The organism is Nocardioides sp., from assembly GCF_036401255.1.
GTDB lineage: Bacteria > Actinomycetota > Actinomycetes > Propionibacteriales > Nocardioidaceae > Nocardioides.
Window position 1 is genome coordinate 1 of the sequence record NZ_DASWVI010000034.1, and the last position, 23673, is coordinate 23673.

The 23673-nt window shown below is 70.7% G+C and carries 22 protein-coding genes, 1 tRNA gene and 1 pseudogene; 8 read left to right on the plus strand and 16 right to left on the minus strand.

The annotated features are described in order from the left end of the window. The 4 genes and pseudogenes from VGD85_RS01310 to VGD85_RS01325 form a co-directional block, all read right to left on the minus strand. Positions 1 to 957: pseudogene (locus VGD85_RS01310) on the minus strand (hypothetical protein); the annotation flags it as partial. A gap of 41 nt (positions 958 to 998) precedes the next feature. After that, a complete protein-coding gene (locus VGD85_RS01315; RefSeq protein WP_331061646.1) occupies positions 999 to 1754 on the minus strand; it encodes a decaprenylphospho-beta-D-erythro-pentofuranosid-2-ulose 2-reductase in 756 nt (251 codons plus the stop codon). Positions 1755 to 1759: 5 nt separating this feature from the next. Next, on the minus strand, positions 1760 to 3106 hold the full coding sequence (locus tag VGD85_RS01320) for an FAD-binding oxidoreductase (protein ID WP_331061647.1): 1347 nt from the start codon (positions 3104 to 3106) through the stop codon (positions 1760 to 1762). Continuing rightward, the gene (locus VGD85_RS01325; protein WP_331061648.1) at positions 3099 to 3965 is read right to left on the minus strand and encodes a decaprenyl-phosphate phosphoribosyltransferase; all 867 of its coding nucleotides are present in this window, start codon (positions 3963 to 3965) and stop codon (positions 3099 to 3101) included. Before VGD85_RS01325 ends, VGD85_RS01320 begins: the two co-directional genes overlap by 8 nt. A gap of 72 nt (positions 3966 to 4037) precedes the next feature. Here VGD85_RS01325 and VGD85_RS01330 point away from each other — a divergent pair, with 72 nt between their 5' ends. Beyond that, positions 4038 to 5297, plus strand: coding sequence for a lipopolysaccharide biosynthesis protein (locus tag VGD85_RS01330; protein ID WP_331061649.1), 1260 nt, complete (start codon positions 4038 to 4040; stop codon positions 5295 to 5297). Here the strand turns inward: VGD85_RS01330 and VGD85_RS01335 are convergent. Together VGD85_RS01335 and polA are read right to left on the minus strand one after the other, a co-directional pair. Continuing rightward, complete coding sequence (locus tag VGD85_RS01335; RefSeq protein WP_331061650.1) at positions 5263 to 6279, minus strand: LLM class flavin-dependent oxidoreductase; 1017 nt, start codon at positions 6277 to 6279, stop codon at positions 5263 to 5265. The genes VGD85_RS01330 and VGD85_RS01335 overlap by 35 nt on opposite strands. Before the next feature lie 50 nt (positions 6280 to 6329). Beyond that, positions 6330 to 8999, minus strand: a complete 2670-nt coding sequence (gene polA / locus VGD85_RS01340) for a DNA polymerase I (protein ID WP_331061651.1) — start codon at positions 8997 to 8999, stop codon at positions 6330 to 6332. A gap of 42 nt (positions 9000 to 9041) precedes the next feature. Between polA and VGD85_RS01345 the strand changes: the two genes are divergently transcribed. After that, the gene (locus VGD85_RS01345) at positions 9042 to 9494 is read left to right on the plus strand and encodes a hotdog fold thioesterase (protein ID WP_331061652.1); all 453 of its coding nucleotides are present in this window, start codon (positions 9042 to 9044) and stop codon (positions 9492 to 9494) included. A 7-nt stretch (positions 9495 to 9501) separates the two neighbouring features. On the opposite strand, the gene VGD85_RS01350 is transcribed toward VGD85_RS01345, so the two are convergent. Then, positions 9502 to 10044, minus strand: a complete 543-nt coding sequence (locus VGD85_RS01350) for a GNAT family N-acetyltransferase (protein WP_331061653.1) — start codon at positions 10042 to 10044, stop codon at positions 9502 to 9504. 143 nt (positions 10045 to 10187) lie between these two features. Between VGD85_RS01350 and VGD85_RS01355 the strand changes: the two genes are divergently transcribed. From VGD85_RS01355 to VGD85_RS01370, 4 genes are all read left to right on the plus strand, one after another. Further along, positions 10188 to 10934: a DUF554 domain-containing protein gene (locus tag VGD85_RS01355; protein ID WP_331061654.1), complete on the plus strand. Its 747-nt coding sequence runs from the start codon at positions 10188 to 10190 to the stop codon at positions 10932 to 10934. A gap of 63 nt (positions 10935 to 10997) precedes the next feature. Further along, the gene (locus tag VGD85_RS01360) at positions 10998 to 11843 is read left to right on the plus strand and encodes an ABC transporter substrate-binding protein (RefSeq protein WP_331061655.1); all 846 of its coding nucleotides are present in this window, start codon (positions 10998 to 11000) and stop codon (positions 11841 to 11843) included. After that, entirely contained in the window at positions 11840 to 12634 is a 795-nt protein-coding gene (locus VGD85_RS01365; RefSeq protein ID WP_331061656.1) for an amino acid ABC transporter permease, read from the plus strand. Before VGD85_RS01360 ends, VGD85_RS01365 begins: the two co-directional genes overlap by 4 nt. Next, complete coding sequence (locus VGD85_RS01370) at positions 12631 to 13380, plus strand: amino acid ABC transporter ATP-binding protein (RefSeq protein ID WP_331061657.1); 750 nt, start codon at positions 12631 to 12633, stop codon at positions 13378 to 13380. The genes VGD85_RS01365 and VGD85_RS01370 overlap by 4 nt, the downstream gene beginning before the upstream one ends. A 4-nt stretch (positions 13381 to 13384) precedes the next feature. On the opposite strand, the gene VGD85_RS01375 is transcribed toward VGD85_RS01370, so the two are convergent. From VGD85_RS01375 to VGD85_RS01405, 7 genes are all read right to left on the minus strand, one after another. After that, a complete protein-coding gene (locus VGD85_RS01375) occupies positions 13385 to 13735 on the minus strand; it encodes a helix-turn-helix domain-containing protein (RefSeq protein ID WP_331061694.1) in 351 nt (116 codons plus the stop codon). A gap of 111 nt (positions 13736 to 13846) precedes the next feature. Continuing rightward, positions 13847 to 14560, minus strand: a complete 714-nt coding sequence (locus VGD85_RS01380; protein ID WP_331061658.1) for an ABC transporter ATP-binding protein — start codon at positions 14558 to 14560, stop codon at positions 13847 to 13849. Further along, positions 14550 to 15347 carry an ABC transporter ATP-binding protein gene (locus VGD85_RS01385; RefSeq protein ID WP_331061659.1) on the minus strand — a complete coding sequence of 266 codons (798 nt, stop codon included), beginning with the start codon at positions 15345 to 15347 and terminating at the stop codon, positions 14550 to 14552. Before VGD85_RS01385 ends, VGD85_RS01380 begins: the two co-directional genes overlap by 11 nt. After that, positions 15340 to 16551: a branched-chain amino acid ABC transporter permease gene (locus VGD85_RS01390; protein ID WP_331061660.1), complete on the minus strand. Its 1212-nt coding sequence runs from the start codon at positions 16549 to 16551 to the stop codon at positions 15340 to 15342. The genes VGD85_RS01385 and VGD85_RS01390 overlap by 8 nt, the downstream gene beginning before the upstream one ends. Beyond that, positions 16551 to 17567, minus strand: coding sequence for a branched-chain amino acid ABC transporter permease (locus VGD85_RS01395; protein WP_331061661.1), 1017 nt, complete (start codon positions 17565 to 17567; stop codon positions 16551 to 16553). Before VGD85_RS01395 ends, VGD85_RS01390 begins: the two co-directional genes overlap by 1 nt. A 96-nt stretch (positions 17568 to 17663) precedes the next feature. Next, a complete protein-coding gene (locus tag VGD85_RS01400) occupies positions 17664 to 18803 on the minus strand; it encodes a branched-chain amino acid ABC transporter substrate-binding protein (protein WP_331061662.1) in 1140 nt (379 codons plus the stop codon). 209 nt (positions 18804 to 19012) lie between these two features. Then, complete coding sequence (locus tag VGD85_RS01405; RefSeq protein WP_331061663.1) at positions 19013 to 19615, minus strand: ANTAR domain-containing response regulator; 603 nt, start codon at positions 19613 to 19615, stop codon at positions 19013 to 19015. A gap of 62 nt (positions 19616 to 19677) precedes the next feature. On the opposite strand from VGD85_RS01405, the gene VGD85_RS01410 reads away from it, so the two are divergent. Both VGD85_RS01410 and VGD85_RS01415 read left to right on the plus strand, forming a co-directional pair. Next, positions 19678 to 19764, plus strand: a tRNA-Leu gene (locus tag VGD85_RS01410). Between the two features lie 89 nt (positions 19765 to 19853). After that, entirely contained in the window at positions 19854 to 20573 is a 720-nt protein-coding gene (locus VGD85_RS01415; RefSeq protein ID WP_331061664.1) for a transcriptional regulator, read from the plus strand. A gap of 3 nt (positions 20574 to 20576) precedes the next feature. On the opposite strand, the gene pyk is transcribed toward VGD85_RS01415, so the two are convergent. Beyond that, positions 20577 to 22049 carry a pyruvate kinase gene (pyk, locus tag VGD85_RS01420; RefSeq protein WP_331061665.1) on the minus strand — a complete coding sequence of 491 codons (1473 nt, stop codon included), beginning with the start codon at positions 22047 to 22049 and terminating at the stop codon, positions 20577 to 20579. Positions 22050 to 22176: 127 nt separating this feature from the next. Next, positions 22177 to 23658 carry a glutamate synthase subunit beta gene (locus VGD85_RS01425; RefSeq protein WP_331061666.1) on the minus strand — a complete coding sequence of 494 codons (1482 nt, stop codon included), beginning with the start codon at positions 23656 to 23658 and terminating at the stop codon, positions 22177 to 22179. Between the last annotated feature and the right edge of the window lie 15 nt (positions 23659 to 23673).

The window sequence follows — 23673 nt, forward strand, 5'->3', positions numbered from 1 at the left end:
GAGCGGCGCGCACAGCGCGAGCGAGCGGGTGCCGTCGCGCAGCAGGCCGCCGCCGGGGACCAGTGCCGCCAACGACCCGACGGCGTCGGGCGCCGCCCACGAGATCACCGCCGAGCTGTAGCCGACCACCCACAGCCACACCAGCGCCGTCGTGGTCCGTGGACCGAGCCGGTCGGCCAGGGCGCGGTAGCCCGCGGCGGCCAGCGCCGCGAACGCCAGCGTCAGCACGAGCGGCAGCACGAGGGTCTCCCGGGACGCGGGCACGACCTCGGCGTTCCAGATCCCGCCGAGGGTGAGCGCGGCGAGCGGCGCCGGGAGCGGTCCCTCGGCGTCGAGACCGAACACCGCGCCCGTGCTGCTGGAGGTCGCCGTGTCGAGGTGCAGCAGCCCGGCCACCACCCACGGCGCGTTGGCGGCGAGCACGAGCGGCACCAGCCGGAGGGCGTTGCGCCGGGTCAGGCCGACGGCCAGCAGCGTCGCCCCCGCCATCAGGCCCGCGTTCGCGCTCAGGCTCCCCACGGCGAGCAGCAGCGGCACCAGCGGCCCGATCCGGGCGTCGTCGCGGACCCGCGCACCCTCGCGGACCAGCCACGGCAGCACCGCCCAGCACAACAGCAGCGGCCAGTGCCCGATGCCGAGGCGCTCCACCACGAACGGGCTCCAGACGTAGACGCTGGTCGCGGCGAGGCGGGCGACCAGGCTCCGGCCGGCGAGCGAGGCCGCGCCCAGGCCGCCGAGCACCAGCGCCCCGAGCAGCACCACCTTCTGCAGCAGCATCCCGGGGACGACCTCGTCGAGCACCGCGACCACCGCGTCGGACGGCACCGCCCGCGGCAGCGCCGTACCGGCCCCCAGGAAGTCCGGCCGCAGCGCGAGGTCGGGGACCCAGACCATGTCGTAGGTCAGCAGGTAGCCGCGGCCCAGGACCGGGCCCAGCAGCAGGACCGCCAGGACCACGGCCCAGGCGGTCGGCGCGTGCCTCGCGAGCCGGCGCACGCTCAGAGCGGCAGCCGCCGGAACAGGGCGCGCGGCACGTGCCGCAGGCCCGACATCACCCCGCGCAGCGCGCCGGGCACCCAGATCAGGTCGTCACCCGCGGCGACCGCGTCGATCACGGCGGCGGCCACGTCGTCGGCGTCGACCGAGAGCGGCGCCGGGCTGCGGCCCTCGGTCATCTTCGTGCGCACGAAGCCGGGGCGGACCACCAGCACCCGCGCCCCGGAGCCGCGCAGCGCCTCGCCGAGACCGAGGAAGAAGCCGTCCATGCCCGCCTTGCTGGAGCCGTAGACGAAGTTCGAGCGGCGAACCCGCTCGCCGGCGACCGAGGAGAGCGCGACCACCACGCCGTGGCCCTGCCGGCGCAGCACCTCGGCCAGGCAGACGCCGACGCTCACCGGCGCCACGTAGTTGACGGTCGCGAGGCGGACGGCGGCGTCGTGGTCCTGCCAGGCCCGCTCCTCGTCGCCGAGCACGCCGAACGCCACCACGGCCACGTCGATGTCCCGCTCGGCCGCCGCCGCGGCGACCACTGCCGCATGGGTGTCGGTGGCCTCGGCCTCGAAGTCGACCGCCCGCACGTCGGCGCCCAGGGCGGCGAGCTCCGCCACGGCGGCGTCACGGCGGGCACTCGGGCGGGCGGCCAGCGTGACGTGCACCGGCCCCGAGCGGGTCCACCGGCGCGCGATCGCGAGGGCGATGTCGCTGGTCCCGCCGAGCAGGAGCAGCGACTGGGGCTGGCCGAGTGCGTTGATCATGGTCCTCAGATCTCGAGTCGTCGGGCGAGGTCGGAGCGGAACCGGTGGTCGGGGTCGAGCCGGTCGCGCACCTCGCGGAACTCTCCCAGGCGTGGGTACATCGCCGGCAGCAGCTCGGGGCGCAGCCGCGCGTCCTTCGCGAGGTAGACCCGGCCGCCGGCGTCCACCACCGCGCGGTCCAGCTCGTCGAGCAGCGGCGCCAGGCCGGGGTGCGCGGGCACGTCGTACGCCAGCGTCCACCCGGCCGTCGGGAACGACAGCGGCGCGGGGTTGCCCGGCCCGAAGCGCTTGAGCACCGCGAGGAAGCACGGCAGCCGCTCCGCGGCGATGCGCTCCAGGATCCCCACGAGGGCCGCTTCGGCGCCGTCGGGGACGACGAGCTGGTACTGCACGAGGCCGCGCGGGCCGTAGACACGGTTCCAGTCCGCGACGCCGTCGAGGGGGTGGAAGAACGCCGCGAGCGACTGGATCTCCCCGGTCCGGTGTCGGGGCGCCTTGCGGTACCACGCCTCGTTGAACGCGCGTACGCCGAGCGAGCGCACCAGCCCGACCGGCGGCCGGAACGGGACCGCGAGCCGGGGCTCGTGGGGCACCGGCAGCGGCCGGGTCGCGGCCCGGCCGCTCAGCTGGTCGCGGGTCGCGTGCTCGCCCCGGGACAGCACCGAGCGACCCATCGAGCGGCCCCGCGCGAGCGTGTCGATCCACGCGACCGAGTAGGTGTGGTCGCGGTCGGAGCCGGCCATCTCCGCCATCACCGCGTCGAGGTCCGGCAGCCGCTGCGTGCTGACGACGGCGTACCCGGTCTCGACCGGGATCGTCCGCAGCACCGCCGAGGTGATCACGCCGGTGAGCCCGAGGCCGCCGACAGTCGCCCAGAACACGTCGGGCTCGCGATCGGGGCCGACCGTGCGGGTGCTGCCTTCGGCGAGCACCAGGTCGAGCGCGGCGACATGGTCGCCGAAGCTGCCCGCCCGGTGGTGGCTCTTGCCGTGGACGTCGCAGGCGATCGCACCGCCGACGGTCACGTAGCGGGTGCCGGGCGTGACGGGCACGAACCGCCCGCGCGGCAGCAGTGCGCCGATCAGGTCGTGGAGGCTGGTGCCGGCCGACACCCGGACCAGCCCGTCGGGGTCGTCGGGGTCGGGCGGCTCGATCGCGCTCGGCAACGGGGCGAGCACCGTGCCGCCGGCGTTCTGGGCGGGATCGCCGTAGGACCGGCCCAGACCGCGGGCGATCAGCCCGCGCGGCCCCGCCGACCGGACCAGGTCGGGCACGGCCCCGGGGTCCGTCTCGACCAGGTGACCGACGCTCGGCGCGGTCAGGCCCCACCCGGTGAGCTCCCGGTCAGACACCGAGCACCCCCAGCGTGAGCACGAGCACCCAGACCGCGCCGATGCCCTGCAGCAGCCGGTCGCCCCACACGATGTCCTCGGGCTCGGCGGCCTCCCCGGCGTCGATGTCGACGGCGTACCGCAGCAGCCCGACGACGAACGGCAGGATCGAGATCGTGTGCCACGGGACGCCGGACGGAGCGGCGTTCTCGAAGGCCCACAGCGTGTACGCCGTGATCGTCACCGCGGCGGCGATGCTCCACACGAAGCGCAGGTACGACGCGGTGTAGCGCACCAGCGACCGGCGGGTCCCGGCCTCGCTGCCGAGCGTGTGCAGCTCGGAGTAGCGCTTGCCGGCCACCATGAACAGCGAGCCGAAGCCGGCGACCAGCAGGAACCAGTCCGAGATCGGCAGCGCGGCCGCGAGACCGCCGGCGACCGCGCGCATCAAGAACCCGGCGGACACCACGGCCAGGTCGATGACCGGCTCGTGCTTGAGCCACAGCGAGTAGCCGAGCATCGCCGCGACGTACGCGACGACCAGGACGACCAGCTCCCAGCCGGTGGCGGCCGCGATGCCGAGGCTCACCAGCACCAGCACGGCCGCGATGACGAGGGCGGCCCGGACCGAGAGCCGGCCGGCCGCGATCGGGCGCAGCCGCTTGCGCGGGTGCAACCGGTCGGCGGCCACGTCGGCGCAGTCGTTGACCAGGTAGGTCGCCGACGAGACGGCGCAGAACGAGACGAATGCCAGCACGGTCGGACCGAGGACCCCCGGCTCCCCCAGGTCGCCCGCCGCGAGCGGCGCCGCGATCACCAGCAGGTTCTTGGTCCACTGCTTCGGTCGCATGGACCGGAGCACGGCACCGACGGGGATCACGGCGGTGAGTCTAGGACGACGAGGGCACCCTCGATGGTGGAGTACGGCGGGACCCGCATACGCTTCCCTCCTGTGGCCTCACCTACCCGTCGCCTGAGGGAGCTGCTCGGCGGCGGCGGCTCCATCGCGGTGGCGATGGCGGTGATGAACGTCGCGACGTACGGCTTCACGATGATCGCCGCCCGGATGCTCGGGCCGCGCTCGTACGGCGCGCTCGCCAGCCTGATGGCGACGCTGCTGGTCATCACCGTGCTGCAGCTGGGCCTGCAAGCCACGGCGGCTCGGCGGATCGCGGCGGAGCCCGCGCACGTGGCGCAGATCGAGAAGACGATCCTGGGCGTCACCTACCGGGCGTCGCTCGCGCTGGGCGTGCTGCTGCTGCTCGCCGCACCGCTGCTCAACGTCGTGCTCAGGCTCGACAGCCTCCTCACGGCGGCCCTGGTGTCGGTCGTGTCGATCCCGTTCACGATCATGGGCGCCCAGGCGGGCATCCTCCAGGGCGAGCGGCGCTGGCAGGCGCTCTCGGTGCTCTACGTCCTCAGCGGCGTGCCGCGGCTGGTGATCGGCACCGCGCTGATCGCCTGGGAGCCCAGCGAGCTGTCGGCACTGATCGGGACCGGCATCGGCGCGTGCGCCCCCGTCGTCGCCGGGTGGTGGCTGCTGCGCCGGCCGCGCGACCCGGGGCTGTCCAGCGAGGAGCACGGCTTCCGCCGCGTCATCCGCGAGTCGGTCCTCAACTCCCAGGTGCTGCTGGCGTTCTTCGCGCTGTCCAACGCCGACATCGTGGTGGCCCGCAACGTGCTCGACGGCCACGACGCCGGCCTGTACGCCGGCGGACTCATCCTCACCAAGGCGGTGCTGTTCCTGCCGCAGTTCGTCGTCGTGATCGCGTTCCCGTCGATGTCGACGATGAGCGAGCGGCGCCGGGCGCTGACCGGGAGCCTCGGCCTGGTCGCCGTCCTCGGCGCCGCCACCACCGCGGGGGCGGCGCTGCTCCCCCAGCTCGCGCTGATCTTCGTCGGTGGCGACCGGTACGACGAGATCGCCGACCACCTGTGGATCTACGCGATCCTCGGCACGGTCCTCTCCATGCTCCAGCTGCTGGTCTACTCCGTGCTCGCCCGCCAGGGGCAGCGGTCGGTCTACCTCGTGTGGGCGGCGTTCGTCGCGATGATCGGCCTCGGCCTGACCACCGACACCCTGCGCGGCCTGCTGACGGCGGTGATCACCGTCGACGCGCTGCTGCTCGTGGCGCTGCTGGCCGTGAGCCTGCACGTGATCCGGGCCGTGCCCGAGCTCAACGCCAGTTCAACGCCGGAGCCAGGTGCGTGACCACGCTCTCGAGGACGTGGGCGTTGTAGTCGACGCCGAGCTGGTTGGGGATCGTCAGCAGCAGCGTGTCGGCGGCGGCGATCGCCTCGTCCTGGGCGAGCTCCTCGACCAGCCGGTCGGGCTCGCCGGCGTACGTCTTGCCGAAGCGGGCGACGCCGCCGTCGATGTAGCCAACCTGGTCCTCGCCGCCGGACTGCCCGAAGTAGGCGCGGTCGAGGTCGCTGACGATCGGGAAGATGCTGCGGCTGACCGAGACGCGGGGCTCGCGCTCGTGCCCGGCCGCAGCCCAGGCGTCGCGGAACCGCTGGATCTGCTCGGCCTGGAGCTGGTGGAACGGCACGCCGGTGTCCTCGGTGAGCAGCGTCGAGCTCATCAGGTTCAGGCCCTGCTCGGCGGTCCACTCCGCCGTGGCGCGGGTGCCGGCGCCCCACCAGATGCGGTCGCGCAGGCCCGGCGAGTGCGGCTCGAGGCGCAGCAGCCCGGGCGGATTGGGGAACATCGGCCGCGGGTTGGGCTCGGCGAAGCCCTCACCCTTCAGCAGCTCGAGGAACACCGCGGTGTGCTCGCGGGCCATCGCGGCGTGGTCGGAGCCCTCGGCCGGCTGGTAGCCGAAGTAGCGGAACCCGTCGACGACCTGCTCCGGTGAGCCGCGGCTGATGCCGAGCTGGAGCCGCCCGCCGGCGATCAGGTCGGCGGCGCCCGCGTCCTCGACCATGTAGAGCGGGTTCTCGTAGCGCATGTCGATGACGCCGGTGCCGATCTCGATGCGACTGGTGCGCGCCCCGACTGCGGCGAGCAGCGGGAACGGCGAGGCCAGCTGCTGGGCGAAGTGGTGGACGCGGAAGTAGGCGCCGTCGACGCCGATCTCCTCGGCCGCGACCGCCAGGTCGATGGACTGCAGGAGCGTGTCGGACGCCGACCGGGTCTGGGAGTGCGGCGAGTCCGACCAGTGGCCGAACGAGAGGAACCCGATCTTCTTCATGGCCGTCCCAACAGGTTGAAGGGTCAATCTCTTCCCGGGCGGGCCGTGGTCTAGTGGGCGGCCTCGTGCCAGCTGCGGCCGAAGCCCACGCTGACGTCGAGGGGTACGGCGAGGTCGGCCGCGGCGCCCATCTGCTCGCGGACCAGCACCTCGAGGGCCTCCTGCTCCCCCTGCGCGACCTCGAACACGAGCTCGTCGTGCACCTGGAGCAGCATCCGGGAGCCGAGCCCGGCGGCGGCGATCGCGCGGTCGACGTTGAGCATCGCGATCTTGATCAGGTCGGCCGCCGACCCCTGGATCGGGGCATTGAGGGCCATCCGCTCGGCCATCTCGCGACGCTGCCGGTTGTCGCTGGTCAGGTCGGGGAGGTAGCGGCGGCGGCCCTTGATGGTCTCGGTGAATCCCGTCTTGCGGGCCTCCTCGACGACACCGGCGAGGTAGTCGCGGATGCCGCCGAAGGTCTGGAAGTACTCGTCCATGAGCCCGCGCGCCTCCGCCGGCTCGATCGCGAGCTGCTGACTCAGGCCGAACGCCGACAGGCCGTAGGCGAGGCCGTAGTTCATCGCCTTGATCTTGGCGCGCATCTCGCTGGTGACGTCGTCGGCGGGCACGTCGAAGACCCGGGCCGCGGTGATCGAGTGGAAGTCGCGGCCCGAGCGGAACGCCTCGATGAGCAGGTCGTCCTCGGAGAGGTGGGCCATGATCCGCATCTCGATCTGGCTGTAGTCGGCCGTCATCAGCGACTCGTAGCCGGGACCGACCACGAACCCCTCGCGGATGCGGCGGCCCTCCTCGGTGCGGACCGGGATGTTCTGCAGGTTGGGGTCGGTGCTGGAGAGCCGCCCGGTGGCCGCGATCGTCTGGTTGAACGTCGTGTGGATGCGCCCGTCGCCGGCCACGGTCTTGAGCAGGCCCTCGATGGTCTGCCGCAGGCGGGAGACGTCGCGGTGCCGCAGCAGGTGCAGCAGGAACGGGTGCTCGGTCTTGACGTACAGCGCCTGGAGCGCGTCGGCGTCGGTGGTGTAGCCGGTCTTGGTGCGCTTGGTCTTGGGCATGTCCAGCTCGTCGAACAGCACCACCTGGAGCTGCTTGGGCGAGCCGAGGTTGATCTCCTTGCCGATGACCGCGAACGCCTCCTCCGCGGCGCTGCGGACCTCGGCGGCGAAGTGGCTCTCCAGGCCCTCGAGGTGGTCGACGTCGACCCCGATGCCGGTCTGCTCCATCTTCGCGAGCAGGTCGACCAGCGGCAGCTCGATGTCGTTGAGCAGGCGGGTGCCGCCCCGCTCCTCGAGCTCGTCGTCGAGCGCCGCGGCCAGGTCGAGCACCGCGCGGGCGTGCAGCATCTCGACCTCGCCGGCGTTGCCGGCGTCGAGGCCCTCGAGGCTCAGCTGGCCCTCGTCGGCCCCGCCCTGCTTGAGCTCGCGCTTGAGGTAGCGCACGGTCAGGTCGGCGAGGTCGTAGGAGCGCTGGTCAGGGCGGGCGAGGTAGGCCGACAGCGCGGTGTCCCGGTCCAGACCGGTCAGCGGCATCCCCCAGGCGGCCAGGGCCAGCATCGGCCCCTTGGCGTCGTGGAGCACCTTGGGCCGGGCCGGGTCGGCGAGCCAGGCGGCCAGCGCGCCCTGGTCGGCCGGGTCGAGCTCGTCGGCGGCGATCCAGGCCGCCGAGCCGTCGGTGGTCGCGAGCGCCAGCGACGTCACGTCACCGGTGCCGGCCCCCCAGCGGCCGACGACGTGCAGCCCGACGCGCGCGCCGGAGGAGGCGTTCTGCTCGAGCCACGCGGCCAGCTCACCGCCGGCGAGCACGGTCATGGCGACGTCGAACCCGGAGTCGTCGATCTCCTCCTCGGAGGTGAGCGTCTCGAACAGCCGGTCGCGCAGCACGCGGAACTCCAGGCCGTCGAACAGCGTGTGCACCTCGTGGCGGTCCCACGGCTGGACGATCAGCTCCGCGGGCGTGCGGTCGAGGTCGAGGTCGCAGACCAGCGCGTTGAGGTGGCGGTTGCGGATCACGTCGCCGAGGTGGGCGCGCAGCGCCTCGCCCTTCTTGCCGGTGATCTCGTCGGCGCGGGCGATGACGTTGTCGAGCCCGTCGAACTGGTTGATCCACTTCGCGGCGTAGCCCTGGCCGACGCCGGGCACGCCGGGCAGGTTGTCGGAGGTCTCCCCCACGATCGCCGCCAGCTCGGGGTAGCGGGCCGGGGGCACGCCGTACTTGGCCTCGACCGCCTCGGGCGTCATCCGGGCCAGGTCGGAGACGCCGCGCATCGGGTAGAGCACGGTGGAGCGGTCGGTCACCAGCTGGAGGGAGTCGCGGTCACCGGTGAGGATCAGCACCTCCATCTCCGGGTCCTTCAGCGCCTGGGTGACCAGCGTGGCGATGATGTCGTCGGCCTCGAAACCCTCCTTCTTCAAGAACGGGATGCGCAGCGCGTCGAGCACCTCCTCGATCAGCGGCAGCTGGCTGCTGAACTCGGTCGGCGTCTTGTTGCGCTTGGCCTTGTAGTCGGCGTACTCCTCCATGCGGAACGTCTGCCGGGACACGTCGAACGCCACGCCGACGTGGGTGGGCTGCTCGTCGCGCAGCACGTTGATGAGCATCGAGGTGAAGCCGTAGACCGCGTTGGTGTGCTGTCCAGTGGTGGTCGAGAAGTTCTCCACCGGCAGCGCGAAGAACGCGCGGTAGGCGAGCGAGTGTCCGTCGAGCAGCAGGAGGCGTGGCACCCTGCGACTCTAGTGGGACCCGCCGACAGGCAGGATGTTCGCATGAGCGACCCCGCGAACAACGAGGCGACGTCCGAGCTGTCCATCGACGACTACATCTCCTCGATGCCCGAGGGCATGGGCGGGCTGAACGAGAAGATGGGCATCCAGCTCACCGAGATCTCCGCCGAGCGGGTCGTGGGGACCATGCCCGTCGAGGGCAACACGCAGCCCTACGGGCTGCTCCACGGGGGCGCCTCGGTCGTGCTCGCCGAGACCCTCGGGTCGGTCGGCTCCGCCGTGCACGCCCACCCCGACCGGCTCTCGGTCGGCATCGAGATCAACGCCACCCACCACCGGTCGGCGACGTCCGGGACGGTCACGGGCACCGCCACGGCGATCCACCTGGGCCGCACGATGGCGACCTACGAGGTCGTGATCACCGACGAGCGGGGCAAGCGGGTGTGCACGTCGCGGATCACCTGCGCACTGATGCCGCGGGAGCGCTACGCCTAGCCCCGGGCTAGTTCTCCACGCCCGCGCGGGCCCGGCGCATCGAGCGGCGGGCGGCCAGGACCTGGGTGAGCTGGCGGCCGCCGGACGACTGGCCGGGGCGCCGGTGGGCGCTCAGGCGGGTGCGTACGGCGTGGGTGGTGGCCACCCGGAGCACGGCGTACGGCCCGAGGGCGATGCGGGCCATGAAGCGGTTGGCGTCGCGCGAGCCCGCCACCGCGGCGGTCGCGACGTGCCCGATGCCGAGCTCCTCGGCCCACGTCACCGCGGCGTCCATGAGCGCGGTGCCGACACCGTGGCGCTGGAACCGCGGCAGCACGTGGGGCGACAGGGCGCGGACGATCGGCTCGAGGTTGAGCTCCGACATCGTGGTGGCGTGCAGGTGCACGGCACCGGCGAGCTCACCGTCGTACTCCGCCACCACGATCCGCTGGTCGCGGCTGCCCTCCAGCCCGGCGAGGATCGCCTCGAGGTCGGCGACCTGCTCCTCGGGCGTGGCCCGGCGCAGCACGTCGGCCCACAGCACCGCGAGCGCGGGGGCGTCGGCGGGCACGGCAACCCGTAGCGACACCGGCGTACGGCTCATCGAGTCATGGCCTAACGGTCCTTCGCAGCTGCGCCGCGTCTCCTGTCCCCCGAACGCGGCAGTACTGCACGAGACTACGCTCAGCCGCGCCAACTTGTCAGAGGAGTCCTGTGATCCCGGGTATCGGCACCATCGTCAACGTCGCCACCGTGCTGGTCGGCGCCACCATCGGGGTGCTGCTGGGCAACCGCCTGCCGCTCCGCACCCGCGACCTGGTGACCGACGCGCTGGGGTTGGTCACGCTGCTGATCGCGGGCACCTCGGCGATGGCGGTCCTCGACGACGACCTCGCCGACCGGGTCGGCGACAGCGCCCCGATGCTGATCGTGCTGGGCGCGCTGCTCATCGGCGGCATCGCCGGGTCGCTGCTGCGCCTGGAGCAGCGGGTGGAGTCGCTCGGCGGGTGGCTGCAGAGCCGGCTGAGTGGCGCGGGCGGGTCGGTCGAGCGGCACCGGTTCATCGAGGGCTTCGTGGTCTCGTCCCTGGTGTTCTGCACCGGTCCGCTGACGATCCTGGGGTCGCTCAACGACGGTCTCGGCAACGGCGCCGACCAGCTGTTCCTCAAGTCCGCGCTCGACGGCTTCGCCGCGATCGCGTTCGCGGCGTCGTTCGGCTGGGGCGTGGCGGCGAGCGCGCTCACCGTGGTCGTCGTCCAGGGCGGCCTCACGCTGGTCGGCCTCGGGCTCGGTGACGTCCTGCCGGACGCGCACCTGGCCGCGATCACGGCCACGGGCGGCCTGCTGCTGGTCGGCGTGGCGCTCCGGCTGCTCCGGATCCGGGAGATCCCGGTCGCCGACCTGCTGCCCGCACTGCTGGTCGCCCCGCTGCTGGTCGAGCTCGTGGCGAGCCTGCGTTAAACCTTCGCGGGCTGAGACCGTTCTGTGACCCACGCGACTTCGCGTAGGTCTAGGGTGCAACCCATGCTGATTCGCCTGACCCCCCGCGCCACCTTGGCCGCTGCCGTCCTGTCCGTCCTCGCCCTCACCGCCTCGGCCTGCGGTTCCGACAGCGGCTCCGACGCCAAGGGCTCCGACAGCCCCGGTGCGAGCGAGGCGCCGGACCTCAACCTGATCTCCGACGGCACGCTCACCGTGTGCTCCGACGTGCCTTACCCGCCGTTCGAGGACTTCGACAAGACCTCCGACACGGGCTTCAAGGGCTTCGACATCGACATCGTCAGCGCCATCGCCGAGCAGCTCGACCTGAAGGTCGCGATCAAGGACTCCTCGTTCGACGCGCTCCAGAGCGGCCTGGCCCTGAACACCAGCCAGTGCGACCTGGCCGCCAGTGCGATGACGATCACGCCCGAGCGCGAGGAGAAGATCGGGTTCAGCGACGGCTACTACGACTCCGAGCAGTCCCTGCTCGTCCCCTCCGACTCCAGCATCGCCTCGATCGACGACCTCGACGGCGTCAAGCTCGGCGTGCAGAAGGGCACCACCGGCGAGGCCTACGCCAACGAGCACGCCTCGGGCGCCGAGATCGTGGTGTTCCCCAGCGACGGCGAGATGTACTCCGCCATCAAGGCCGGAGGTGTCGACGCCCTGCTGCAGGACCTGCCGGTCAACCTCGACCACCAGAACGACCCCAAGGCTTCGGGCCAGTTCAAGGTCGTCGAGACCTATGACACCGGTGAGAGCTACGGCCTGGCGATGAAGAAGGACAACACCGCCCTGATCGACGCGGTCGACGAGGCCCTCCAGACGCTGCGCGACAGCGGGGACTACCAGAAGATCTACGACACCTACTTCGCCACCGACCAGTGACGCTCAAGCGCGCCACCAAGCGGCGGCTGCGGGACGGCGCGGCCTACGTCGCCCTCCTGGCGGTGATCGCCATCGTCGTACTCACGGCGGACCGAGAGTCGATCTCCAAGAACTTCCTGGACTGGGACACCTGGAAGTCCCTGTGGCCGGACATCGTCCTCACTGCGGCCAAGAACACCGTGAAGTACACGCTGATCTCGTTCGCCGGCGGCATCCTGCTCGCGCTCGTGCTCGCCCTGATGCGGCTGTCCCCGCTGCGGCTCTATCGCTGGCTGGCCACGGGCTACATCGAGTTCTTCCGTGGCCTGCCGGCCTTGGTCGTGATCATCTTCATGTCGTTCGGCGTCCCGCTCGCCTTCGGGTGGAGGCCCCCCGGGGGCCTGATCGGCGGCGGTCTGCTGGCACTGATCATGGTGTCCGGCGCGTACATGGCCGAGACGCTTCGCGCCGGCATCCAGGCCGTGCCCAAGGGCCAACGGGAGGCCGCGCAGTCACTGGGGATGGGGGGCTTCTGGACGATGGTGACCGTCGTCCTCCCCCAGGCCATCCGCATCGTGATCCCGCCGTTGACCAACGAGTTCATCCTGCTCGTCAAGGACACGTCCCTGCTCGCATTCGTCGGTATGCAGTACAACGAGGTCGAGCTCACGTCGTTCGGTCAGCAGAACCTCATCAGCTCGGCAGACGCCAGCCCGTTGCTGGCGGTCGCGTTGGTCTACCTCGTGATCTCGATCCCGGCGAGCCAGCTCGTGGCGTTCCTCGAGCGGCGACAGCAGAAGGTGGCGCGATGAGCACCTCCCAGATGACCACGCCGGCGATCCAGGTCTCCGACCTGCACAAGTACTTCGGCGAGAACGAGGTGCTCAAGGGGATCGACTTCCACGTCGACCAGAGCCAGGTCGTCTGCGTGATCGGCCCGTCCGGGTCCGGCAAGTCGACGCTGCTGCGCTGCGTGAACCGGCTCGAGGAGCCCACCTCGGGCAAGATCCTGGTCGAGGGCATCGACATCACCGACCCCGAGACCGACCTCGACGCCGTGCGCGCGCGCATCGGCATGGTGTTCCAGCAGTTCAACCTGTTCCCGCACATGAGCGTGCTGAAGAACCTCTGCGTCGCCCAACAGCGGGTCAAGAAGCGCTCCAAGGACGAGGCCGTCGAGATCGCGCGACGCAACCTGGCTAAGGTTGGGCTCGCGGACCGGGAGAACTCCTATCCGGCCCAGCTCTCCGGCGGCCAGCAGCAGCGCGTGGCGATCGCCCGGGCGCTGTCGATGAACCCCGACATGATGCTCTTCGACGAGCCCACGTCGGCGCTCGACCCCGAGCTGGTCGGCGACGTCCTCGCGGTGATGCGCGACCTCGCCTCGGAGGGCATGACGATGATGGTCGTCACCCACGAGATGGGCTTCGCCCGCGAGGTCGGCGACAAGCTGGTGTTCATGGACGGCGGGGTGATCGTCGAGGAGGGCGACCCGCGCCAGGTCCTCGGCGACCCGCAGCACCACCGCACCCAGGCCTTCTTGTCGAAGGTCCTCTGACGCGTCAGCCCTCGGCTCCCGACCGCTCCCGGGCGGCGTGGATGTCCGGGACGTGGGCCTCGGCCCACTCCCGGATGGCGCGGAGCGGGACCAGGAGGGACCGGCCGAGGTCGGTGAGGGCGTACTCGACGTGCGGCGGGTTGCCACCCAGGTCGTGTCTGGTGAGCAGACCGTCGGCCTCCATCGCGCGGAGCGTCTCGGTGAGCGCCTTGGGCGTGATCCCCCGGATGTGGGCCTTGAGCCCGGTGAACCGCATCGGCCCCTCGGCCAGCGCGTTGACGACGAACACCGTCCACCGAGCCCCGATGCGGTGCAGGACGGTGCGGCTCGGACACGTCGGCGGCGCGCGCGGTATCGGCGCGGACCTCGCGCGCCGCGCGGCGGAGGCAGGCGCAACCGTCGTGGTGGCGGCGCGGCGTCGACGGCGGGTCCCGGCACCGCTGAGCCGGTGCGGCTGGTGACCCGCCTAGACGTCGCCGCCGAGGTAGGCCGCCTTGACCGAGTCGTCGCCGGCGAGCTCGGCACCGCTGCCCGAACGCACGATCTGGCCGGTCTCGAGCACGTGCGCGGTATGGGCCCGCTTGAGGGCCTGCGCGGCGTTCTGCTCCACGAGGAGCACGGTCGTGCCCTGCTCGTTGATCTCGGTGATGATCGAGAAGATCTGCGCGATCAGCTTGGGCGCCAGCCCCATCGACGGCTCGTCGAGCAGGATGACGCGCGGACGCGCCATCAGCGCGCGGCCCATCGCCAGCATCTGCTGCTCACCGCCGGACATCGTGCCCGCGATCTGGTCGATGCGCTCCTCGAGCCGCGGGAACAGCTGCATCACCCGGTCGAAGTCGGCGGCGATCTTGGCCTTGTCACGGCGCGTGTAGGCGCCCATGTCGAGGTTCTCGCGCACGCTCATGCCCGGGAAGATGCCGCGGCCCTCCGGCGACTGGCTCAGGCCCATCTTGACCCGCTCGAACGGCGGCGCGTGGGTGATGTCCCTGCCGTCGAAGGTCACCTTGCCCGCGCGGACCTTCCGCAGGCCCGACAGGGTCTTCATCGTCGTGGTCTTGCCGGCGCCGTTCGCTCCGATGAGCGTGACGACGCTGCCCTCCTCGACCCCGAAGCTGATGTCACGGATGGCCTCGATGTGGCCGTAGTTGACACACAGGCCCTCGACCTCAAGAAGCATCTTCTTCGTCCACTCCCAGGTAGGCGGCGATCACCGCCGGGTTGTCGCGGATCTCCTCCGGGGTGCCCTCGGCGATCTTGCGGCCGAACTCCAGCACCACGATCCGGTCGGTGACGCCCATGACCAGGCGCATGTCGTGCTCGATGAGCAGCACGGTGATGCCCTGGTCACGGACCTTGCGGATCAGATCCATCAGGCGCTGCTTCTCGGCCGGGTTGAAGCCGGCGGCCGGCTCGTCGAGACACAGCAGTTTGGGCCTGGTGGCCATCGCGCGCGCGATCTCGAGCCGGCGCTGGTCGCCGTAGGACAGGTTCTCGGCCAGCTCGTCGGCCCGCCCGGAGACGCCCACGAAGTCGAGCAGCTCCAGCGCGTGCTGGCGCGCCTCGGACTCGGTACGCCGATGGCGGGGCGTGCGGAAGAGCGCGTTGAGCACCCCCACGCTGCTGTTGGCGTCGGCACCCACCATCACGTTCTCCAGCGCGGTCATCGCGCGGAAGAGCCGGATGTTCTGGAAGGTGCGGGCCATGCCCAGCTTGGTGATCTTGTGGCGCTTCATCTTCGCCAGCGGCTTGCCGTCGAAGCGGATCTGGCCGCTGGTCGCCTGGTAGACCCCGGTCATCACGTTGAAGCAGGTCGTCTTGCCGGCTCCGTTGGGGCCGATCAGGCCGAGGATCTCGCCTTCGCGGATCTCGAAGTCGACGTCGTCGAGGGCCGTCACGCCACCGAACCGGATCGTCACATGGTCGACCTCGAGCAGCTTGCGTGCGGTCTGCTGCGGCTCAGACATCGGTCGCCCCCTCTCCCTCGAGCTCACGAATCTCCTCCTCGGCACGCTGGACCCGCCGTGCCCGCCGCGGCGGCAACAGGCCCTGCGGCCGCCACACGGCGAGCAGCGTCAGCGCCATGCCGAACACCAGCAGGCGGTAGTCGGCGAACTCGCGGAACCGCTCGGGCAGGTAGTAGACCAGCACGCCGCCGGCGATCGCGCCCCAGCGGTTGCCGGCGCCACCGACGATGACGGCAGCCACGAACAGCATCGAGAACAGGAGCAGGAAGCTGTCGGGGCTGATGTAGCCGCTCTGGCCACTGGCGTAGAACGCCCCGGACATGCCGCCGATCGCCGCGCCCATCGCGAAGGCGAGGAGCTTGAACTTGAACGTCGGCACGCCCATCAGCTCGGCCGCGTCCTCGTCCTCGCGCGTCGCCTCCCAGGCCCGGCCCACCCGGCTCGCCTTGATCAGCCGGTCGGCGACCAGCACCAGGATGAGGGCCGTGAGCAGCAGCCAGTAGTACGGCACCGCGTCGATCGCCCCGAACGACAAGAACGCGGTCGGGTGGTCGTGGTCGACGCTCGGGACCAGCCCGTTCCACTCCAGGCGCGGGATGTCGAACAGGCCACCGCGGTCGAACGGCGGCTGCGGGCCGCCGCCGATGCTGTTGGGGTGCGCGATGTCCTTGATGCCGGACGACGCTCCCAGCCACTCGATGTTCTTGACGCAGATGCGGATGATCTCGCCGAACCCGAGCGTCACGATCGCGAGGTAGTCGCCGCGCACCCGCAGCGTCGGCGCACCGAGGATCACGCCGGTCACCATCGTCACGGCGATGGCCAGCGGCAGAGCCAGGAAGAACGGCCAGTGCCAGTGGTAGGAGGTGAGCACACCGACGGTGTAGGCACCGGTCGCGTAGAACCCGATGTAGCCGAGGTCGAGCAGGCCGGCGTAGCCGATCACGATGTTGAGGCCCAGCGCGATCAGGGCGTACGCCGCGCAGCCGAACATCACGCCGCCGAAGTCGATCTCCTGGGTCGTGATCACCGGCGGCCGCAGCAGCGGCAGCGCGTAGACGAGCGCCACGACCAGGAAGATCTCGACGATCTTGATCGCCAGCGGCTGGCGGTTGTAGCGGTCGACGACGCCGTCCCACCACAGACCGAGACGGCGCAGCGGGCGGACGGACGGGGCCTTGGACGGGGCAGTGGTCGTGGACATCACGCACGCGCCTTTCCGAGAGCCTCACCGAGGATGCCGGAGGGCCGCACCAACAGGATCAGGACCAGCAGCACGAACGCGACCACGTCCTTCCACTCCTGGCCGAACACCGCGGAGCCCCAGTTCTCCATCACGCCGAGCACCAGGCCACCGACCAGGGCACCGCGCAGGTTGCCGATGCCGCCCATGACCGCCGCGGTGAACGCCTTGACGCCGAGGATGAACCCGGCGTTCTGCCGGGTCGACCCGATCTTCATCATGTAGAGGGTCGCCGCCGCTCCAGCCATCAGCCCGCCGATCAGGAACGTGATCTGGACGACGCGGCCGGAGTTGACCCCCATCAGCGCCGCCGACTCCGGGTCCTGGGCGGTCGCGCGGATGCCGCGACCCAGGCGGGTGCGCCGGACGAACTGGTCGAGTGCCAGCATCATCAGCAGGGCCGCACCCAGCACGACGAGGTCGACGTCGGTGACGCCGTACCCGCCGATCGTGAAGAGCTCGTGCGGCTGGATCGTGACCGGGTTGGAGTAGACGTCACGGGCCTTGTCGGGGCTGACGTAGTCGGCCAGGTCGTCGTCGAGACCGAACCAGGCCGCGAACCGGTCGCGCAGACCCATGGCCTCGGCGAGCGCGAAGGAGGCGCCGATCGCCGAGATGAGCGCGATCAGCTTCGGGGAGTTGTTGCGGATCAGGCGCCGGTAGGCGACCCGTTCCAGCAACAGCGCGACCGCGGCGGACATCAGCATCGCCACCACGAGCGCGACGAGCAGGATGGGGATCGCCTTGCCGAGGCTCCACGTCGCGTCGCCCGTGCCGTGGAAGAAGATGAAGGTCCAGGCGACGGCGAACGTGCCGTACATGAAGACCTCGGAGTGCGCGAAGTTGATGAGCTGCAGGACGCCGTACACCATCGTGTAGCCCAGCGCGATGAGCGCGTAGATCGCGCCGAACACCAGCCCACCCGCGGTGTAGCTGAGGAAGTTGTCGAAACTGCCGAACAGTGCACCGAGGTCCACAGGAACTTGTTCCCTCCGACGATCTTGGACCGGCTGCGGCCGGAGGACCAGTGTCCTCCGGCCGCAGCGTTTGGTCAGTAGTTCAGATGACGCGGATCAGGAGATCGCCTGGGGGTTCTCGACGTCGAGCTTGCCGTCCTTGACGAAGTAGGCGTAGATCTTCGACTCCTTGATGTCGCCGTTCTCGTCGAAGGCGATCGGGCCGCTGACGCCGTCGTTGGAGTAGCTGCCGATGAACTCGTTGATCTCCTGCGCCGACGAGGCACCGTCCTGGACGGCGGCGAGGAAGATGTTGGCGGCGTCGTAGGCCTGCGTGGCGTAGAGGCCCGAGGCACCGAAGTCCGCCGGCGGCGGACCGGCCGGGGCCGACAGCACGGCGCCCTCGGCGGCCTGGGTGCCCGCGACCTTGACGAAGTTCGGGTCCTCCGAGCCGTCACCGGACATGAACGTGCCCTTGAAGCCACCCTGGCGCAGCTGCTTGGCCAGCAGGCCCGCCTCGGTGTAGTAGCCGCCGTAGAAGAACGCGTCGGCACCGGAGGCCTTCACGGCCTGGACGATCGCGGACATGTTGGTGTCACCGACCGAGATCTGGTCGTCGGCGACCAGCGCGTCGCCGAGCGCCTCCTTGACGGTGTCGGCCAGGCCCTTGCTGTAGTCCTGACCGTCGTCGACGACGAACACCTTCTTGGCGCCGACCTCGCCGGTGAGGTAGGCGGCGTCGGCCTGACCCTGGGCGTTGTCGTTGCCGATGACGCGGTGCCACGTGGTCCAGCCCTGCTGGGTGATGGTCACGTTGGTCGCGGACGGGGAGATGGAGGGCAGGCCCTTCTCGAAGAAGGTCTTGCCGGTCGCGAGCGACTCACCGGAGAAGCCCGGGCCGATCAGGCCGAAGATCGTGTCGTCGTTGACGATCTGCGTCGCCAGCGCGGGGGCCTTGTCGGGGTTGCCCTGCGAGTCGAACGTCTTGAGGTTGATCTTGCAGTCCGCGTTGTCGGCGTTGTACTCCTTCAGCGCCAGCTCGATGCCGCCGACCATGTTCTGGCCCAGCGCGCCGGCGTCGCCGGTGAGCGCACCGAGGAACGCGAGGTTCTTGCCGCAGAGCTCGCTGGCTCCACCGCCGTCGCCACCCGCGGCGTCGTTGGACTTGTCGTCGCCGTCGCTGCCACAGGCGGACAGGACGAGTGCGGTCGCCGCGAGCGTGATGGCAGCGCGGCGGGCACGGCTGGAGCGAATCATGAAGCCTCCGTCAGGACTAGCTGTCCTCCGGACCGCATGCGCGAACCCGGAGATCGACTCTCGATTACGGGGCAAACTAGCGTTGATCGGGCCCTTGGCGAGGCCCCAGCGGGACTTTGGACCCTGTCGTTGCCAATTCGTGACCTAGCAGAGTAAAGAGATCTGCCTCATCGTGGCGCGTCCCGGGCGCCCGCACCCGGGCAGGCGTGTCAACCCGCGATGCCGGGGCCGTGCGTGATCACGCCGTCGGCGACCTGGCGCATCGAGAGCCGCAGGTCCATCGCGGTCTTCTGGATCCACCGGAACGCCTCGGGCTCGGAGAGGTGCAGCTGCTCCTGCAGCACGCCCTTGGCGCGGTCGACCGCCTTGCGGGTCTCGAGCCGCTCGGTGAGGTCGGCGACCTCGGACTCGAGCATCGCGAGTTCGGCGAAGCGGCTCACCGCCATCTCGATCGCCGGCACCAGGTCGGACTTCGAGAACGGCTTGACCAGGTAGGCCATCGCGCCGGCGTCGCGAGCCCGCTCGACCAGATCGCGCTGGGAGAACGCCGTCAGGATCACCACCGGCGCGATGCGCGCGCCGGCGATCCGTTCCGCCGCGGCGATCCCGTCGAGGACGGGCATCTTCACGTCGAGGATCACCAGGTCGGGCCGCAGCTCCTCGGCGAGGTCGATCGCCTGCTGCCCGTCCCCCGCCTGGCCGACGACGTCGTACCCCTCCTCGCCGAGCATCTCGGCGAGGTCCATGCGGATGAGCACCTCGTCCTCGGCGATCACGACGCGCCGCGGCGTCGGCTGGTCGGTCTGTGTCACGGAGGTCAGGCTATCCGGCGACGGACCGGCGCCGGCCTTCCGGTACCGTTTGCCGCGGTCCAGCCGGGTTGGCGGAACAGGCAGACGCGATGGTCTCAAACACCATTGTCCGAAAGGACGTGTGGGTTCAAGTCCCACACCCGGCACCAATGTCGGTGGCCAGTAGTTCGCTGGCCGCATGCCACACGTCCGACCCCAGGAGACCGTCGACAGTGCGCTGCGCTGCTCCGACGCCGGGATGCCGGATGCCGAGAACGCCGCACGACACGGTGTTGCGATCAAGACGATCCGGCGCTGGCGCCGCGAGTACCAGCGACACGGTCGACCTCGGGGCCAGACCCACCTTGCGCCACCTTGCCCTCGGTGCGAAGGCGCGGCTCTCGACGACCGAGCGTACGCCGAGCTGCTCGGCTGGTATCTCGGCGATGGTCACATCAGCCGCGGGCGTCGAGGCGTGTTCAATCTGCACATCTTCAACGACGTCAGGTACCCGGCAGACAACGCCCACCTGCAGGTACTCATGGGCACCGTCAAGCCGGGCGGACGGCCGCACACGCGACTATCGCCCGGATGCGTGATCACCACGATCTCGTGGAAACACTGGCCGTGCCTCTTCCCGCAGCACGGGCCCGGTCGCAAGCACGAACGACCGATGGTCCTCGAGCCCTGGCAGGTGCGTGCCGTCGAGGCGCATCCAGCCGCGTTCCTGCGTGGGCTCTTCCATTCGGACGGGTCGCGGGTGCGCAACTGGGCGCGACGTGAAGTGGCAGGGGAGCTGAAGCGCTACGACTACCCGCGGTGGCAGTTCAAGAACGTCTCGGCCGATATCCGCGAGCTCTGTTGTTGGGCGCTCGATCTCGCAGAGGTTCCGTGGCGGCAGTCCAACCAGCAGACGATCAGCGTGTCGACCCGGGCCGCGGTGGCCAGGCTCGACACGCTGATCGGGTTGAAGTGCTGATCCTCAGCTGCGGCGGTACGCCGGCGCCACGCCCTTGATCGCGTCGCCCATCCGGTGGATCCGCAGGGCGTTCGTGGAGCCGGGGATGCCCGGAGGCGCACCGGCGATGATCACGACGAGGTCGCCCTCGCGCACCCGGCCGATCCGGAGCAGCTGCTCGTCGACCTGGCGGACCATCTCGTCGGTGTGCTCGGCGTCGGAGATCAGGAACGTCTCGATGCCCCAGCTCAGCGCGAGCTGCGAGCGGACCGCCGGGACCGGCGTGAAGGCCAGGATCGGGATCGGCCCGCGCAGCCGCGACATCCGCTTCGCGGAGTCACCGCTCTGCGTGAACGCGACGACGTACTTGGCGCCCACCCGCTCGGCGACCTCCTCGGCGGCCTTGGCGATCACGCCGCCGGTGGTGTGCGGGTCCCAGTCGATCTCGGCCAGGGCGGCGCGCGAGGCGAGCTGTCCGCCGCCCTGCAGCGCGTGCGCCTCGGTCGCGGCGATGATCCGCGCCATCGTCTCCACCGTGTGGACGGGGTACTCCCCCACGCTGGTCTCACCGGAGAGCATCACGGCGTCGGCGCCGTCGAGCACCGCGTTGGCGACGTCGGAGGTCTCGGCGCGCGTCGGCGCCGGGTTGGAGATCATCGACTCGAGCATCTGGGTGGCGACGATGACCGGCTTGGCGTTGAGGCGGGCCTTCTCGACGATCCGCTTCTGCAGGAACGGCACGTCCTCGAGCGGGCACTCCACACCGAGGTCGCCGCGGGCGACCATGAACCCGTCGAACGCCGCGATCACCTCGTCGAGGTTGTCGATGGCCTGCGGCTTCTCGATCTTCGCGATGACCGGGAGGTGGACACCCTCCTCGTCCATGATCCGCCGGACGTCCTCGACGTCCTTGGCGTCGCGCACGAAGCTGAGCGCGATGAAGTCGACGGTGAGGTGCAGCGCGAAGCGCAGGTCCTCGATGTCCTTCTCCGACAGCGCCGGCACCGAGACGGCCACACCGGGCAGGTTGATGCCCTTGTTGTTGCTGACCTTGCCGCCCACCAGGACCTCGGTGTGCACGTCCTGGCCGTCGACGGCCGTGACGCGCAGCCGCACCTTGCCGTCGTCGATGAGGATCGGGTCGCCGACGTTCACGTCGCCGGGCAGGCCCTTGTACGTCGTGCCGCAGATCGTCGCGTCGCCGGGGACGTCGCGGGTGGTGATCGTCCACTCCTGGCCGCGGCGCAGCTCCACCGGGCCGTCGGCGAACGTCTCCAGCCGGATCTTCGGGCCCTGCAGGTCGGCGAAGATGCCGACGCCGTGGCCGCTCGCGTCGGAGGCCTCCCGCACGAGCCGGTAGGACTCGGCGTGATCCTCGTGCGAGCCGTGGCTCATGTTGAGCCGCGCCACGTCCATGCCGGCGTACACCAGCTCTCGGATCCGACGCGGGGTCGAGGTAGCAGGGCCCAGGGTGCACACGATCTTCGCTCTACGCACGTGCTTCACCTTACCGCGACTTTGATCGTTCAAAGACCAAACCCCCCGGTAACGTGCGCCGCCGGGACCAACTGAGGCCGTTGGTCCCGGCGACTCGGGACGATCAGACGACCCCTCGGACCACCCGTCAGACGACCAGAGGACGCTCGGTGGGCGGGATCGGCGCCGGGAGCGTGGTCGAGCCGGTCAGATAGGTGTCGACCGCGGCCGCCGCGGCCCGGCCCTCCGCGATCGCCCAGACGATCAGCGACTGGCCGCGACCCGCGTCGCCGGCGACGAAGACCCCGTCGACCGAGGACATGTACGCCGCGTCGCGGGCCACGTTGCCGCGCTCGTCGAGGTCCACGCCCAGCTGCTCGAGGAGACCGGCCTTCTCGGGACCGGTGAAGCCCATCGCGAGCAGCACCAGCTCCGCCGGGATCTCCCGGACCGAGCCCTCGACCTCGACGAACCGCCCGTCCTCGCCCGGCACATTCGAGGGGGTGACGTCGACCAGGCGCAGCGCACGCACGTTGCCGTCGTCGTCCGCGAGGAACTCCTGGGTGGAGACCGCATAGACCCGCTCGCCGGCCTCCTCGTGCGCGGAGGAGACCCGGAACACCATCGGGTAGGTCGGCCAGGGCTGGCCGGCCGGACGCTCCTGCGGCGGCTCCGGCATGATCTCCAGCTGGGTGATCGAGGCCGCGCCCTGGCGGGTCGACGTGCCCAGGCAGTCGGCGCCGGTGTCGCCGCCGCCGATGATCACCACGTGCTTGCCGGTGGCGGTGATCTGGTCCTCGACGGTCTCGCCCAGCGCGACCCGGTTGGCCTGCGGGAGGAACTCCATCGCCTGGTGGATGCCGCCCAGCGCCCGGCCGGGGACCTCGAGGTCGCGGGCGATCGTCGAGCCCACGGCGAGCACGACCGCGTCGTACCGCTCGCGCAGCTCCGCGCCGGTGAGCTTGCCGCCGACGTCGACACCGGGCCGGAAGACGGTTCCTTCCCTCCGCATCTGCTCCAAGCGCTTGTCGAGGTGCTGCTTCTCCATCTTGAACTCGGGGATGCCGTAGCGCAGCAGCCCGCCGATCTTGTCGGCACGCTCGTAGACCGCGACCGTGTGCCCGGCCCGCGTGAGCTGCTGGGCGGCGGCCAGGCCGGCCGGGCCGGAGCCGACCACGGCGACCGTGCGTCCCGAGAGCCACTCCGGCGGCTGGGGACGCACGAACCCGGAGTCCCACGCCTTGTCGATGATCGCGACCTCGACGTTCTTGATCGTCACCGGGTCCTGGTTGATGCCGAGCACGCATGCGGTCTCGCAGGGCGCCGGGCAGAGCCGGCCGGTGAAGTCGGGGAAGTTGTTGGTCGCGTGCAGGCGCTCGATCGCGCCCTCCCAGTCGTCACGCCAGACCAGGTCGTTCCACTCGGGGATGATGTTGCCGAGCGGGCAGCCCTGGTGGCAGAACGGGATGCCGCAGTCCATGCAGCGCCCGGCCTGCTCGGTGATGATCGGCAGCAGCGCCCGCCCTGCGGAGCCCGGGTAGACCTCGTTCCAGTCCTGCACCCGCTCCTCGACCGGACGCCGCTGGGCGACCTCCCGGCCGTTCTTGAGGAAGCCTCGGGGGTCAGCCATGCTGCGTCACCCCCT

Excerpts from the sequence above, each read along its gene's own strand:
- VGD85_RS01315 (WP_331061646.1), bottom strand. The coding sequence starts at position 1,754 with ATGATCAACGCACTCGGCCAGCCCCAGTCGCTGCTCCTGCTCGGCGGG.
- VGD85_RS01335 (WP_331061650.1), bottom strand. The coding sequence starts at position 6,279 with ATGAAGAAGATCGGGTTCCTCTCGTTCGGCCACTGGTCGGACTCGCCG.
- VGD85_RS01345 (WP_331061652.1), top strand. The coding sequence starts at position 9,042 with ATGAGCGACCCCGCGAACAACGAGGCGACGTCCGAGCTGTCCATCGAC.
- VGD85_RS01360 (WP_331061655.1), top strand. The coding sequence starts at position 10,998 with ATGCTGATTCGCCTGACCCCCCGCGCCACCTTGGCCGCTGCCGTCCTG.
- VGD85_RS01370 (WP_331061657.1), top strand. The coding sequence starts at position 12,631 with ATGAGCACCTCCCAGATGACCACGCCGGCGATCCAGGTCTCCGACCTG.
- VGD85_RS01380 (WP_331061658.1), bottom strand. The coding sequence starts at position 14,560 with ATGCTTCTTGAGGTCGAGGGCCTGTGTGTCAACTACGGCCACATCGAG.
- VGD85_RS01385 (WP_331061659.1), bottom strand. The coding sequence starts at position 15,347 with ATGTCTGAGCCGCAGCAGACCGCACGCAAGCTGCTCGAGGTCGACCAT.
- VGD85_RS01390 (WP_331061660.1), bottom strand. The coding sequence starts at position 16,551 with ATGTCCACGACCACTGCCCCGTCCAAGGCCCCGTCCGTCCGCCCGCTG.
- VGD85_RS01400 (WP_331061662.1), bottom strand. The coding sequence starts at position 18,803 with ATGATTCGCTCCAGCCGTGCCCGCCGCGCTGCCATCACGCTCGCGGCG.
- VGD85_RS01415 (WP_331061664.1), top strand. The coding sequence starts at position 19,854 with ATGCCGGATGCCGAGAACGCCGCACGACACGGTGTTGCGATCAAGACG.
- VGD85_RS01425 (WP_331061666.1), bottom strand. The coding sequence starts at position 23,658 with ATGGCTGACCCCCGAGGCTTCCTCAAGAACGGCCGGGAGGTCGCCCAG.